At 65.0% G+C, this 14,607-nt stretch carries 7 protein-coding genes; 3 read left to right on the top strand and 4 right to left on the bottom strand.

What is annotated here, in order from left to right; genetic code table 11:
* Nucleotides 1-3 precede the first annotated feature (3 nt).
* The 3 genes from KB874_RS14945 to KB874_RS14935 all read left to right on the top strand — a co-directional run bounded on the left by KB874_RS14945 (nucleotide 4) and on the right by KB874_RS14935 (nucleotide 9,950).
* Nucleotides 4-2,811, top strand: a complete 2,808-nt coding sequence (locus KB874_RS14945) for a leucine-rich repeat domain-containing protein (RefSeq protein ID WP_212537365.1) — start codon at nucleotides 4-6, stop codon at nucleotides 2,809-2,811.
* A 27-nt stretch (nucleotides 2,812-2,838) separates the two neighbouring features.
* Entirely contained in the window at nucleotides 2,839-9,285 is a 6,447-nt protein-coding gene (locus KB874_RS14940) for an RHS repeat-associated core domain-containing protein (RefSeq protein ID WP_212537364.1), read from the top strand.
* Between the two features lie 95 nt (nucleotides 9,286-9,380).
* The gene (locus tag KB874_RS14935) at nucleotides 9,381-9,950 is read left to right on the top strand and encodes a hypothetical protein (RefSeq protein ID WP_212537363.1); all 570 of its coding nucleotides are present in this window, start codon (nucleotides 9,381-9,383) and stop codon (nucleotides 9,948-9,950) included.
* Nucleotides 9,951-10,179: 229 nt separating this feature from the next.
* Here the strand turns inward: KB874_RS14935 and KB874_RS14930 are convergent, their stop codons facing one another.
* Genes KB874_RS14930 through KB874_RS14915 form a run of 4 tightly spaced genes read right to left on the bottom strand, consistent with a single transcriptional unit; the run spans nucleotide 10,180 to nucleotide 14,583 of the window.
* Nucleotides 10,180-11,256, bottom strand: a complete 1,077-nt coding sequence (locus KB874_RS14930) for a UDP-glucose--hexose-1-phosphate uridylyltransferase (RefSeq protein ID WP_212537362.1) — start codon at nucleotides 11,254-11,256, stop codon at nucleotides 10,180-10,182.
* A gap of 17 nt (nucleotides 11,257-11,273) precedes the next feature.
* Nucleotides 11,274-12,917 (bottom strand): Na/Pi cotransporter family protein, encoded by a 1,644-nt coding sequence (locus tag KB874_RS14925; protein ID WP_212537361.1) that lies wholly within the window; start codon nucleotides 12,915-12,917, stop codon nucleotides 11,274-11,276.
* 24 nt (nucleotides 12,918-12,941) lie between these two features.
* On the bottom strand, nucleotides 12,942-13,787 hold the full coding sequence (locus KB874_RS14920; RefSeq protein WP_212537360.1) for an inositol monophosphatase family protein: 846 nt from the start codon (nucleotides 13,785-13,787) through the stop codon (nucleotides 12,942-12,944).
* Nucleotides 13,777-14,583: a metallophosphoesterase family protein gene (locus KB874_RS14915; RefSeq protein ID WP_212537359.1), complete on the bottom strand. Its 807-nt coding sequence runs from the start codon at nucleotides 14,581-14,583 to the stop codon at nucleotides 13,777-13,779. The genes KB874_RS14920 and KB874_RS14915 overlap by 11 nt, the downstream gene beginning before the upstream one ends.
* Nucleotides 14,584-14,607: the final 24 nt, after the last annotated feature.

The following is a 14,607-nucleotide window of genomic DNA, read 5'->3' as shown; positions in this document are numbered from 1 at the left end:
ACCATGCAAAACGCCACGTTGAAACGCCTGTTGTTCCTGCTCGCCGCGGTCGTCTTGGCAGCGGTCGCCGGCAGGCCGGCTGTTGCGCAGACCGAGGTATTCCTGGTCAACGATCCGGCCATCACGGATGGGCGCCTGCATTATCCCGTGCTGATCTCCGACGGTCGCGGCTACAGGATCCGGTGCCAGAGCCCGTCGGTCGAAGAGGACGTGATACGCGGTCTCGGGTTTCTCACCGTTCCGGGCCAGATCCTTGATCCGACCGATCCGCGGATCGTCGACGCCCGCATGCATGAGAATCCGCTGCTTTGCCCGCAATCGGCAGATTTCCCGATGCAGCTGTTCGTGGCCACGACCTCGGAAGGATCGCAGTATTTCCTCCAGATCGCCGAGGATTTCGGAAGCGCGGAGTTCACCGGCCGAATCTACCAGCCCGGATGCCTCGGACTGGTCGAGGCGCTGAATGTCGATCTGGCCTCGGCGGTGGAACTGGATCCGCGACCGCTCTTTCCGAACAAGACCCACAAGATCGTCTGCCGCAGCGGCGATCCGGTCACCGATCCGGTGCCCAAGGACTTTACCGCCTGGTGCACCAGCCAGAGCCTTTCGGATGAACAGGAAGCGACGGTCCGGGCTGTCCTCGACGCGACGCCGGAAGGGGCATCGGCCATCGGAAACCTTGCGGCCTGCCAGCAGGCGACGGCCTTTCTCGCCTCGATCACGACGCTTAACCTCGATGAGTCGGGCGCAAGCGATCTCGGGCCGCTTTCGGTGCTGACCGGCTTGCAGAACCTGTCCCTGTCGAATAACGGCGCGACGCTTGTCAACGTCGGTCCCCTCGCGGATCTGAGCGAATTGCGGTTTCTGGACCTGTCGCGAAACGCGATCCGCAACGTCACCGGCCTGGCCCCGCTGGTGAACCTGTCTTCGCTGAACCTGGCAGAGAACGACATCTCGGACATTCGCCAGCTGTCCTCCCTCACCGGGCTGGGCGTGCTGGACCTGTCCGGCAACACTGTCGGGGATCTGTCGCCGCTGGAGTTCATGACCACCTTGGCGACGCTGTCGCTGGCCGAAAACGGTCTTACCGGGGGGCAGCTTGCGCCGCTTGCGGCCTTGGGCAGCCTCGAGGCGCTCGACCTGTCCGACAATGCGATCGAGGATTTCTCGATCCTGGCGGCCTTTTCGAGCGCCGTCTCGATCGACCTGACGGGCAATCCCGGGGTCGGCAGCGCCTCTGCCAGCTTTCTGGACATCTGTGTGCTGTTCCGGGACGAGCCCTCGCCCCTTGGCCACACCATCAGGCAGATGCTGATCGACAGCGAAACCTGCCAGGCGGCGGCGAACCGGCTGAATTCCGTCAGCTCTGTGGACCTGTCCGCAAGGTCGATCAGCGATCTTCAGCCACTCACAACGCTGAAACACCTGACGCAACTGAACCTGTCGGGCAACGCGATCACCAATGTCGGTCCGCTCTCGCAGCTGACCGCCCTGACATCGCTCGACCTGGCGACCAACAGCATCACCGATATCAAGCCGATCGCGCCACTGGTCAATCTGACGGCGTTTTCAGCGGCGGGGAACCCGGTCAACATTGACGACTACCTGTCGGCCTGCCTGATGCGCAACGAACCGGATTTCCTGACACCCGCCCAGTCCGCCGAGGTGCAGGCGCTGCTCGACGAAAGCTTTGGCACCGGCTGCCTGGCATCCAACACCCATCTCGGCGGCGTGCCGAGCATCGACCTGGCCGATCGCGGCCTGACCACGCTGCAATACGTGCCGGTTCTGAAGGAGGCGCGGCTCGTAAAGCTGGACAACAACCAGATCCGTGACGTGCGCATCCTCGCGGAGCTTCCAAGGCTCGTCGATCTGCGGCTCAAGGACACGCTGGTGGACGACAATGCCGGGCTGGAGACGCTGACCCGTCTTACCAACCTGGACCTGTCAGACACGCCGGTGGAACGGCTCAACTTCCTCGTGCTGCTGCGCCAGCTCGAACACCTGAACATCCGCAACACGCAGGTTCGCAACATCAGGCAACTGGCCAACCTTTCCACGCTCAGGACGGTGACGCTCTGGGGGCTCGACATCACCTATTTCAACGTGCGCGACTACTGCCTCGTCCACCGGTTCACGGCCGGAATGCTGGGCCCCGTGAGGGCGACGATGGACGCCGTCATCGCTCAGGCCAACGCCGACAACGTGGATACCGACGACTGCGTGGCGGTCGAGGACTGGGCGGCGGCGCTGACCGACCTCAACCTGAACCGCAAGTCCATCAGCGCCCTCGACCCGCTGCGGCACTTCACGTCCCTGCAGGAACTGCTGCTATTCGACAACAACATCTCGGACATCACGCCGATCGCCAACCTGCGGCATCTGATCAATCTCAGCCTTGGCAGCAACAAGCTGACGCAGGTGCCGCAGGTGAACGCCTCGGGGCTGAAGACCCTGTATCTATCGAATAACCGGATCGTGCAGACCCATGCGCTGACGAGCTATCCGGGCCTTCAGAAACTGAACCTTTCCGACAATCTCATTCAGCAGACGTCGCACATCGTGCCGCTTTCGCAGCTGACCTATCTCAACCTGATGAACAACAAGATCGCCGATGTCGGCAACGCCATGGCGGTGATCGGGCGCAGTCCCTACCTCAAGGGAAATCCGGTCTGCTCGCTGAACCACGGGATTCCCGTACTGGCCGGTGCCTGCACCAGGCTTCACCTGATTACCGAACACATCGTGATCGACGGTTTGCTGAACAACCGTCTCATCAACCGCGACTTCATAATCGTTCCCAATCCGTGAACGAAAACCCTTTCAGGAGGGCCATCAATGACCTGTTCCATTTCCAGAGCCGCCTTTCGAACCGCCGTGGCCATCCTGCTGGCCGTCGCGCCGGCCCACGCGCAAGACAAGTCCGCCACGTCGGTCATCCAGCTACCCTCTGCCGGTGGGACAGTCACGCAGGAAGAGGGAACGTTCTCGCTCAATTCCAATACCGGATCAGCCAATTTCGTCCTTCCGCTGCCCGAGTTGCCGCAGCGTGGCCGGCACGGGCCGCAGATCCAGCTGACCTACAACCAGTTCGCGGGCGATACCGGCGGCGGGCTGGGAGTCGGATGGCGCTTCACCGTGCCGACGCTCCAGGTCAACAACGACCTCGGCACGGCCCTGCCTGGATTGCGGCCCGACGGCGATCTGTTCTCGCGGATCAGCTACATGGGCAGCCGGCTGGTCTACCTGGGCGACGACACGGGGGTGGCGCGTTACCGTCCGGAATTCGCCGAGGAACATGTCGAGATCATCCGGCACGATGCGCCCTTCGAGGTGGCAGTGCTGGACCGCACCGGCGCGCTCGTGACCGAGACGATCCCGGCCGGTTTCGAGGTGCTCAAGGCTGACGGGTCGCGCCAGATCTTCAGCGCCGATCCCGCCATCGCCGAAGGCGATTTCGAAGGACAGGAGACCTTTGTCACCCGCTGGGCGCTGGTGCTTGACGTGAACGCCAGCCGCGACGCGATCCGCTATGAATACGAAAAGCATGGTGGACGCAGCTATCTGACGCGTGTCACCTTCGCAGGCGGTCAGTCCACTTACGAGTTCGACCTGATCGACACCCAGCCGAGCCTGGTCAGCTACGCGATGGCGACCCGCCAACAGAACGCCAAGCTTTACGGCAAGGTGACGACCCGGTTCGGGACTACGATCTACGACCAGTGGTGCCTGGGCTATATCGGGCGCGCGACGGACGACAATGCCCGCTTCGCGGTCCGCGCCCATCCGGATTGCCAGGCGCAGGCCGAGGCCGACCTGGCCGGCTCCATCGACCAGAACTCGGTCAACGTGCTGGACCAGTTGCGCATCCTCTACCGCTTCGGGCAGAGCGATGGCGAACCGCTCGGCGCCGACACGCTGCGGTTCCCGGACATCTCCTTCGACTATTCGTCGTGGACGACGGCGGACCTGTCTGACCGCGATCTCGTGTTCGAGGCGCCAAACCTCGCTTTTGCCGGCGACATCGACGCGGGAAACCTGGAACTGGCCGATCTGAACATGGATGCGCTTGTCGACATCGTGCGCACGCGGTCGGACGGCACCGACCTTTTGTTGGGTGACGGGTCGTTCGATACCTCGTTTTCCGAGGTGCAACCGCTGACCCTGACACGCATGACCGAAGCCGGGATGAGCCTGGACGTGCTGCCGCAACTGGCGGACAACCGGTTCCACTTCGCCGACATCCTTGGCGACAGCTATGTCGACATCGTCGAAATCGAAATCGGCGCGATGCACATCTACAACGGCAATGCCGAGGGAACCTTTCCCTATCTGGGCCGCCGCGTACCGGTGCCGGTCCTGTCCCCCACCGACTTTGCCGACGGGCGCGGCCGCTTTGCGGATATCAACCTGGACGGCCTGTCGGACATCGTGACGACACGGCTGAACGCAGAGGGCAAGACAGAGTGGCGCGTCTTCCTGAACGTGACACGCCGCCTGCCCGATGGCAGTCACAGCGTCAACTTCGCCGTCCTGAACAAGCCGTTCCCCTTCGAGGACAACAATTCCGGCGTGCTCGGTCGGCCCGGAACCCGCTTCACCGACGTGAATGGCGACCGTCTTCCGGACCTCGTCCAGATCCGGCCCGCCGATCAGGGCTTCTGTATCTACGAAAACCAGGGCAACGCGTTCACCAGCGAGGACGTCCTTCTGTTCGGGGACCGCAGCCTGAATGATCCGCTCTGCGGAAACGGGCGGTTCAGCGCGATCACCGGCATGTCCCAGGACGACAACCTGCGTTCGATGTGGTACGTCGACGCCAATGGCGACGGCATCATCGACTTCGCCTCGATGGGACAGCGGACCGACCGCATTCGCATCTGGCTGGGTTTCGGCGACGGCACCTATATCGACGAACCGGTCGAACTTGCCCTGAACCTGCGGGTCCAGGTCGGCGCGGCGGCGAATACCTTTCGGTCGCGCGTGGCCGATATCGACGCCGATGGCCAGACAGAAATCATCGTCTTCCAGGAGGCCGCCGGCCCGGATGTCCGTCCGGCAGTGGTGCTCGATTTCAACAGGACGGACGATATCCAGTTGACCAAGGCGAACCTGCTGACGGTGGTCGAGTTCGACTCAGGCCGGCGGCACGACATCCGCTATGCCACTTCGACGGATGAAATGCTGCGCGACCGGTCGAAGGGGATCGAGACGCGGTCGCTGCATTTCCCGGTTGTCGTGGCAAAGCAACTCGTCACTTCGGAAGGCATTCCCGGTCAGTCGCGCGATGCCGTCCAGACCGAGGAATACTTCTACCACAAACCCTATTACGACGTGCTCAACCGCCGGTTCATCGGGTTCTCGGACGTAGAGCGGGTTCTTTACGGCGACGAGTTCCGGGGCGACGAGATGACCCAGAGGTCGTCGATCACCTTCGAGCAGTTCTATGCCTTTGCAGACCGCCCGGCTGACCTGCACCTCGCCGGCAAGCTGAAGGTGCGCCGCATCTACGAGGTCGAGCCTGACGGCGTCCTTGTTGCCTCTGCGTCGGACAGCTTCGGCATCGATCCCGACCGGACGGCTCTGCATTCGCTGTCCACCAGCACGCGGACTCAGTCGCGGCCAGAGCCGGGTCGCCTGCTGAGTTGCCAGAGTTCGGTCTGGCGGACCGTCCCGACCGGCGACGGCGCAAACTGGCTGCGGCGCACCAGCGACCGGCTGACCGAAGCGGCCGGAGAGGACCATGTCCAGCCTGTGACCGACGAGTCCTGCATCAACCCGGTCAAGGAACTGCGCTTTGCGGATTTCGATGACTTCAACCTGCATCGCGAGGAAACCGTCATCCTGAACGAGGTCGCCGGTCCCGAAGGGCTGGTCGTGCCGGCCTCGACGCTTGTCACGCAGATCGACTACGAGCCTGCGCGCCAGGACCTCGCGGCACTGGGGATCGTCAACCAGGCCTCGGAACGGCGCAGCCTGTCCGGCACGCGCGTGCTTTCGGTCGAAGGCTTTACCTATCGCCCCGACAGGGGTGGACGCATGGGCGAGCGCCGCATCCAGGTCTTTTCCGGCCTGTCGGATGTTCCCGCCGACCTCGCCGACCTTCATCTGCCGACCCATACGCTGCTGAAGATCATGGACTACGATGTCTTCGGCAACGTGACCTCCATGGCCGATGCCCTTGGCACTATCGAGGCATCGGGCTTTGACGAAACCGGCACGCTGCCGCTGTCGCATACCCGGTTCGCGGGGGCCGTGCCGGAGCTCGATCAAGTCACGCGGATGCTCTACGACGGCCCGGATGAAGGGCGGCTTGCGCGACAGGTCACCCCGCTGGGCATGGAGATCACCTATGCCTACGACGCGCTTGGCCGCCGCACGGCCGAACGCGCCGAGGACGGCGCCGAACAGCTGTTCGACTATCAGGTTGGCACTGGGGGCCTGCCCTCGCTGATCATGACGACCAAACGGCGTTATGCCACCGCGGCGGACACGCCCGAAGACGAGTCCGAGGTCATCCAGACCGTCGCGGCCTTCAACGCGCGCGGCAACCAGATCGCCTCGATCGAGAACGTGGCAGAGGGTGGCGTGCGGATCTTCGAATTCGCGGCCTACAACCGCAACGAAAAGCTGATCTTCCGGTGGACGCCTTTCACCATCGCCAGCTTCCGCGGGCAGGCCGATCTGGATGTGGCCAAGGTCTTTGCGCTGGGCGACATTCCTCGGCCCGATCATTCCGTTGGCAACGCCTATGTCTACGATGGCGCCGGCCGCATGATCCGCGAGGCGCATCCCGGAGGAAAGGTCTCGACCCAGGGCTATGCGCCCTGGGGCCTGTCGACCATTACGCAATATGACGATCAGTTCCGCGGCCGCATGACGGTCGAGAACCTGTTGCTGCGCAACGACAACGGAACCTTCGCCAATGTCTTGCGGAATGGGGCAGGGCGGGTCGACATCACCCGATTTGAACGGGATGTCTTCGGTTTCCTGACGGCGATCCTGCTGCCGGGGGAAAGCCAGCCGCGCCGCTTCGTGTTCAACACCGTGGGCGACCTGGAACATCAGTCGATCCCCGGCATGGGCGAATACTTCTATTTCTTCGACGAACGCGGACGACAGGCTGCCAAGGTGCGCCGCAGCGCAGACGGCGAAACGCGCCGCCTGACCTTCGAATACGATTTCCTGAACCGTAAGGTCACGGAGTTCGAGAACGGAGAGCGCCGCATCCGCTTCGCCTATGACCGGATGCCCCAGCTTGCGTCGGCATCCGCCTTCGACACGCCGATCGACTTGCCGCTCGACGAGTTCACCGAGATCGAGATCACGGACGCGAACGGTCTTTTCGATAGTGTCCAGAGGTTCGGCTACGACCGGAATGGCCGGATGATCCACAACGAGATCACCCTGGGCGGACGGACCTATGCCGAGAATTTCGATCATACGCTGGATGGCCGGATCAACGTCGCGACCGGAACCGGCGGGCTGAGTTCGAACTTCGCGCTCGGCCCGGACCGCAACCTGCGGTCCGTCACGATCGACCACCCCGATTTCGCGACGCCGGAAAAGGTGATCGAGGATCTTCTCTACAATGCCGAGGGACGCATCCGCCGGATCGACTATCGTGGCGGGGCCTTCACCGACATGACCTATAATCCCGATACCCTGTTCCTGACGCACATCCTCTCCGAAGCGGGCGGAGACGTGCCGCTGCAGGATCTTCGGATGGTGTTCAACGGCAACGGGTCGATCAACGAGATCGTGGACTCGCTTGCAGGCACCGATCCCGCCTTCGGGCATGTCGACCGGTCGGGGACCTTCGAATACGACTTCAAGAACCAGCTGGTCCGGATCAACCGCTACGGGGAAGAAGATGCGTTCGCCTACACCCCCGCCGGGGCGTTCGAGAGCAACGACGAATTCGCCGCCGACACGACCCTGACTCCGGCGTCGGCCGACACCGGGCTGATCCCGGGCAGCACCGCGGACCAGGTCTATGCTTTCAACGGGTTCGGCGAACTGGCGCAGTCCCCGCGCGTGCTGGAAACCCGGTTCGACGCATATGGCCGACTGCTGCAAAGCAAGACCGCCGAGCACGAGGTTTTCTACGGGTACGACCAGACCGGACGGCGGATCTACAAGCAGATCGTCCCGCTCGACGGCACAAGCGATACCGAGACGTATTTCTATCCGACCGAGACGTTCCATGCGGGACCGAAGGGCGACGAAAGTTTTGTCAACATCGGCCCCTCTCGGCTTGTCCGCCTCGAGCACGGCACCGGGAAATGGTTCTACTATCTCAAGGACCACCTCGAGTCGTCCGATTATGTCATGGCGTCCGACGGCACGCCGGTCGAACAGATGCTCTACCGGGCCTACGGCACCGAACATGAACCGGAAACGCTGGAGCCGGCCTGGGCGCAACATCGTGTGGACGTTGCCGATGCGTTGCCGCGCGAAAAGACGCACCACCGCTTTACCGGCAAGTACCTGGACGACGATACTGGCCTGTACTACTACGGCGCGCGCTATTACGACCCGGCGCTCGGCCGGTTCATCAGTCCGGATCCGCTCTACATGGCCGATCCGGAGCGCTGCACCGCGCAGCCCATCGCCTGCAACCTGTTCGCCTACGCCAACAACAACCCGATGGCCTTCATCGACCCGACCGGGCTTGACGGCGTTGTCGCCGGGGACGAGGCCTATCGGCGGCAGGTCGAGGAGGCCCTTCAGCGTATCGATCCGACGGCGAGGGTGGATTCCGAAACTGGCGAGATCTCGCAGAGCTGGATCCACGGGGCATTCCTCGACATCGTGGATTTCTTTGTTCCCGGTTCCGGATACGATACAGGGCGCGAACTTGTCAGTCGTATGGTGGAAAGCGAGCAGACCACGACGATCCAGTTCCGCGAGAACGACGCGGCCGCGAACCGGACGGATCCAACGGTCGACTGGACCACGACGCCGGGTGATGCGGATGTCTTCTTCGATCCGAACTACTCTGCGGACCTGCCGGAATTCGACCCGGAAACCGGCGCGGTCAACGATGTCGCGTCCGATCCGGGGATCGTCATCGGGCACGAACTGATCCACGCGACCCACATCATGGCGGGGCAGGTTTCGGGCGTCGATTTCGTCGACTACACTGGTCTGGACGGCACGCCGCAGAACACCCGCGACGAGGAAGCGCGCACGGTCGGTGTCGGTGGCACGCCGCGCGCGGACGACATCACCGAGAACGATCTGCGCGAAATGATCGGGATCAACCCGCGCAACCATTACTGAAGCCTTCCCGGAGAGGTTCCGAAATGTATCATGATGTGAAACGATTGATCGCGGGGGCCGCTCTGTGCGGCTCCCTTGCATGCGGAGGCGTCGCAATGGCCCAGGACCTGGAGGAACCGGTGCTGGTCGAAACCGGGTTTCTGGAACTGTACGACGCCGGTCCGGAGTGGCTGAGGGGGGCCTTGCTGCAAGGCGGGGTGCCCGGGACGTTCGAAATCGGCGATGGCACGGTCACCTTGACCGCCGCAGCGGCGCTGACACTGGTCAACCGGATGCGTGCCTTCGCGGAAATCGAGTTCGACAGCCTCACGCCGGCCTTTGTCCTTCTGTCCATCGAAGAGGCCGGCGCCGCCTTCGAATGCGCGACTGTCGAGCCGCGCAAGATCCTGCCCGGAATAACCCGGCAGGATTTCGGTGTGCCGGTCTTTGCTGCGCCGGATGCCAATGCGGACTCCGTCGAGCGGTGCCGGGTCGACCTCGAAGCCAAGACGGAATTCGTCCGGATGGGCCGCGCGGCATTGAGGCAGGAGTTCTTCAACGACAGTGGCGACCTGAAATCCGAACACGACGCCCTCACGCGGGATCCGTCGCTTGCAGCGGCGCTGATCGAGTCGGGCTATTACGTGACGCTTGGCGATCTGACCGGCCGTCTGAAACTCCGCTAGGTGTTTGATCCCACGGCTTGATGGTGCGGTCCTTTCGAGGGAGTGGAAGGCAGCATCATTGGAGCAGTTCGTTAGGGACGCGCCACGCATTGTCCCCCGGCAGGCAAATTGCACGGCATATCTGGCGAGAGGGCACGTACGCTGTCCGATCAGCAATACAGCGATCGCAAGCGTCGATCGCCGAGTTGAGCCTGGAACGGGATCGCGATGTCTTGCACGGATCCGCCGCTTAGCTGATCTGCGCCGCAGCCGGGTCGTTTCTGCCACTCTTGTAGTGGGTTCCCGAAACCATGCGCAGCTGTCGGGCGGCCTGCTCCGGGGTCAGGTCGCGCTGCGCTTCGGCCAGCATCTCGTAGCCGACCATGAATTTCCGCACTGTCGCCGAGCGCAGCAGGGGCGGGTAGAAATGCGCGTGCAACTGCCAATGGTCCATCGGTCCGTCCGTCATCGGCGCGCCGTGCCAGCCCATCGTGTAGGGGAACTCTGTCTCGAAGAGGTTGTCGTAGCGCGTGCAGAGTGCCTTGAGCAACTCTGCCAGCGCATCCCGCTCTGCGCCGGTCAGGTCCGGCAGGCGCGGCACGGGGCGCCGGGGCAGGACCAGCGTCTCGAAGGGCCAGACCGCCCAGTAGGGAACGACCGCGATCCAGTGGGCGTTCTCGACCACGGTTCTCTCGGCCAGCGCGGCCTCGCGCGTGGCATAATCCAGCAGCAGTGGCCTCCCGTGCCGGGCGAAATAGGCGGCCTGGCAGCGGTCTTCCTGCGCGACCTCGTTGGGAATGAAATCCGAGGCCCAGACCTGGCCGTGCGGATGCGGGTTGGAACAGCCCATCACCGCGCCCTTGTTCTCGAACAGTGCGACCCAGCGAAAGGTCCGGCCCAGGTCGGCGACCTGCGAGGCCCAGGTGTCGACGATCGCGCGGACCACCGGCAGCGGCAGTTCCGGTAGCGTGAGGTCGTGCCGTTCGGAAAAGCACAGGACGCGGGCGGTTCCCCTCACGGTGGTGGCGCGGAACAACGGGTCGTCGGGCGTCTCGGCCCGCGGGGTATCGGCCAGCATCGCGGGGAAATCGTTGTCGAAGACATGTGGGCCGGAATACGCCGGGTTGCGCACGCCGTTGGCCCGGAGGTTGCCCGAGCACAGGTAGCAGGCCGGGTCATGCGGCAGTTTCGCCACCTCGGCCGGCGGTTCCGTCTGGCCCTGCCAGGGCCGCTTGTTGCGCTGCGGCGAGACCAGGACCCAGGTGCCCTTCAACGGATCGAAGCGGCGATGCGGATGCGCATCCAGAAGGTCCCTGTCCATCGGCATGTTCCCCTCTTGCCGCCTCAGCCCGACGCCAGCCGGCTTTTCAGCAGTTTTCCGTTCTCGTTCAGCACCGGGTAGGCGATCATGGCGAAAGAGCCGTTCACCGTCTTGATCGCGCGCAGCAAATCGAGGTGAATGCCGCTGGTGCGCAGCGTGTCCTCGCCGCCCTGTTGCAGCCGCACGAGGTGCCGCGCCTCCAGCGTGCTGGCCATGTCCCGGACCTTGTCCTTCTGTTCGACCAGCGCCTCGGCCAGGGCCGGGTCGCCGTTCATCAGCACGGCGATCGCCAGTTGCACGTTGCGCAGGACGGTGTCGTGGAACGCGGTCAGCTCCTCGCGGCCCTCGTCGGAAAAGCGCAGCTTTTCCATGCTTTTCTGCGCCGCCAGCGGCACCATGGCCTGGGCGATGACATCGGCGGCGGCCTCGAGGCTGACGCCGGTGCCCACGAGGTCGAAGGCCCGCGCCACGATCCGGTCGCGGTCGTCCTCGGCGCGGATCGCGGCGAGGTAGACGCGCAAGTCCAGCGAGATCCGTTCGACCTGCGCGTTGCTTGCGGCGATGCGGGCGGCGGCGGTTTCGTCATACTGGCCGAAAAGCGTCATCGACTGGCGGAACATGCCCTCGACAAGACCGCCGAGATGGACGAGTTCGCGCGTCGCGCAGGACAGCGCGCGCTTGGGCTGGGCCAATGCCTCGGGGTCCAGCGCACTCTGGTGCTGCGGCGAGGTCGGATCGGAGGGCGTGTCGGGCAGCAGGGCCTGGGCCAGCCGGTGGATGATCCCGACCAGCGGCAGGCATAGGACCAGGATCAGTGCGTTGAAGCCGAGATGCAGGTGCAGCGCGGCCGACCCGGCCGTATCGCCCAGCCAGCCGGTCGGCGCGTCCGGGACCGAGAGCGCATAGAGCACCAGCAGCGCCCCGCCGCCGCGCAGGCCGAGATTAGACCAGACCACGCGGCGCACGGTGGGGTCGGCGTTCCACGTCAGCAGCAGCGCGATGATGCAGCCACCGAAATTCGCCCCCAGCACCATCGCCAGCGCCGCCTCCAGCGGCAGGATGCCTTGCGCCGCCATCGTGGCATACAGCAGCACGGCCGCGACGCTGGAATGCACCAGCCAGGCGAACACCGCCGACACCGCGAAGGCGGTGAGCAGGTCGTTGCCGAAATAGGCCATGACGGCGCGCGCGCCCGGGCTGTCGACCAGCGGCGCGCTGGCCGCGCGGATCAGGTCCAGCGAGACAAAGATCAGCGCCAGGCCGATGAGCACCCGCCCGACCTGGCGCGGTGCGCGCCTGCCGCTGCGCAGGAAGATCAGCACGCCCGACAGCATGAGAACCGGGGCGATGGCCGAGAGGCCCGAGTTCAGCACCAGCGCCACGATGGCCGAGCCGAGATCCGCCCCCAGCAGCATCGCCAGCGCCGACACGCCGCCGATGCTGCCCGCCGACACGAAGCCCGCCATCAGCACCGCGACGGCGGTCGAGCTTTGCAGCAGGATCGCGGTCACCGCACCGCAGAGCGCGGCGCGCAGGCGGTTCGAGGTGGAGTGCCGCAGCCAGACGCGCATCTGCGCGCCAAAGGCGCGCTCAAACCCGGTGCGGACCAGCCGCACGGACCAGACCAGCAGCGCGGCGGCGCTGGCGACATTCAGGACGAACATCATGCCGGACCCTCCGCGCGGCGCGTGTCAGACATGGGCCAGTCGGGGCCGGTCGGGGAAATAGACGCGCGAGACCTCGGCGCCAAGCCGCTGGGTGCAGGCGGCCACCATGCAGCCCTGCCGCAGCAACGGCGAATAGGGTCGGTCGCCGCCCACCGTGGACCAGCCGCCGGCCTCCTGCACCACCAGTTGCCCGGCGGCATGATCCCAAGGGTTGAGCGCGACAGAGACCATGAAATCCGCCTCTCCGGTCGCCAGAAGGCGGTAGTCGTGGCAGGAACAGCGCAGGTCCTGCACCTGGCCCGCAGCCTCGAAGCGGGCCATGACCGGAGCGCGCCGTTCGGGGCCCAGGGCGTTCAGCGGAACCAGCCCCGTGCTGCCCTGCATTCGGCTTGTGCCGCCGGTCGACAGCCGCGAGGCGCCGCGACCCGCCCCTTCGAGCCACGCGCCCGCGCCGCGCCGCGCGACGACCCAGTCATCCATGACCGGATCGTAGAGCAGGCCAAACACCGTCTCGCCCCGCGCCACGACCGCCACGATCAGGCCGAACAGCGCGAGCCCGGCGGCGAAATTCGCGGTTCCGTCGATCGGGTCGACGATGACCGCCAGTTCCGCCTCTGCCAGTTCGTCCAGCGCGGCGGGGTCGCGCGCGACGCGCTCTTCGCCGATCACGGCGGCCTGCGGCAGGATGCGCGCAATGTCCCGGCTGAGTGCAGCCTCTGCGGCGAGGTCCGCCTCTGTCACCAGATCATGCGGCCCGGACTTGGTCGCGATGGCCCCTGGAGAGAGGCGGCGGAACCGCGGCATGATCTCTCGTCGCGCGGTTCCCCGCACCGCCTCGACCAGGTCGTCCAGCGCGCGTTCATCCGGCATCGTGGCCCCCGCTTTCGTCCGGCGCGACGCGCCGCGTGGTCACGACATGCGTGCCGTCGGCATCGACCTGATGAACCAGATAGGCATAGGGTTCGTCCGATGGCGCAATGGCCATATCGCCGAAGGGCAGCGCCGAGGCGAAGGGGGCGACCGGCGTCCCGGCGGCGCAGCACAGCGCGCCATGGAAGCGTGCCGTATAGGGCCGGTGGACATGGCCGCACAGGATGGCCGGTGGTTTCGTCGCGCCCCTCAACAAGTCCGCAAAGCGCGCGCCGCCGTCAAGGACCGAGATCTCGTCGAAGACCCGCTGACCGGTCGGAAAGGGCGGATGATGCATGACGATGACCAGCGGCCCGGCCTCGTCCGCTGCCAGCGCCTGCGCGATCAGGTCCAGCGCGCGATCGTCCAGCGCGCCGGTGGTCATGCCTTCGAGGCAGGTGTCGATGCCCAGCAGCCGCGCGCCCGCCACCGGCACGACCCGCCCTGATATGTCGGCGCCGCGCAGGAATTCGGAACGCGCCTTGCGGTCGTGATAGGCGGCGGGCCCGTCATGGTTTCCGGGAATGGTGAAGACCGGCACGGGCAGGGTGGCGAACATCGCCTCGAACTGGGCAAAGGAGGCGTCCTCGGCATCTTCGGTCAGGTCGCCCGCGACGATGACGCAATCGAGGATACCGGCGACGGCCTGAAGGTCGCGGGCGATGGCGGCGACGATGTCGGGCGTGTCGTCGCGCAGCGCCGCGACCCGGTCGGGATGCCGGCAGAGATGCAGATCGGAAATCTGGGCAAATCGCATGGTGTCACTGGTCCCTTGTCGTCC

Origin of the sequence: Thetidibacter halocola, from assembly GCF_018224955.1 — a bacterium.
Taxonomy (GTDB): Bacteria; Pseudomonadota; Alphaproteobacteria; order Rhodobacterales; family Rhodobacteraceae; genus Thetidibacter; species Thetidibacter halocola.
The sequence above is the reverse complement of the archived record's forward strand: the minus strand, read 5'-3'. Positions and strand labels throughout refer to the sequence as shown.

Bases quoted from the DNA above. Each gene is read 5' to 3' on its own strand.
- KB874_RS14915 (WP_212537359.1), bottom strand. From the start codon at position 14,583: ATGCGATTTGCCCAGATTTCCGATCTGCATCTCTGCCGGCATCCCGAC.
- KB874_RS14920 (WP_212537360.1), bottom strand. From the start codon at position 13,787: ATGCCGGATGAACGCGCGCTGGACGACCTGGTCGAGGCGGTGCGGGGA.
- KB874_RS14925 (WP_212537361.1), bottom strand. From the start codon at position 12,917: ATGATGTTCGTCCTGAATGTCGCCAGCGCCGCCGCGCTGCTGGTCTGG.
- KB874_RS14940 (WP_212537364.1), top strand. From the start codon at position 2,839: ATGACCTGTTCCATTTCCAGAGCCGCCTTTCGAACCGCCGTGGCCATC.
- KB874_RS14945 (WP_212537365.1), top strand. From the start codon at position 4: ATGCAAAACGCCACGTTGAAACGCCTGTTGTTCCTGCTCGCCGCGGTC.
- KB874_RS14935 (WP_212537363.1), top strand. From the start codon at position 9,381: ATGGCCCAGGACCTGGAGGAACCGGTGCTGGTCGAAACCGGGTTTCTG.
- KB874_RS14930 (WP_212537362.1), bottom strand. From the start codon at position 11,256: ATGCCGATGGACAGGGACCTTCTGGATGCGCATCCGCATCGCCGCTTC.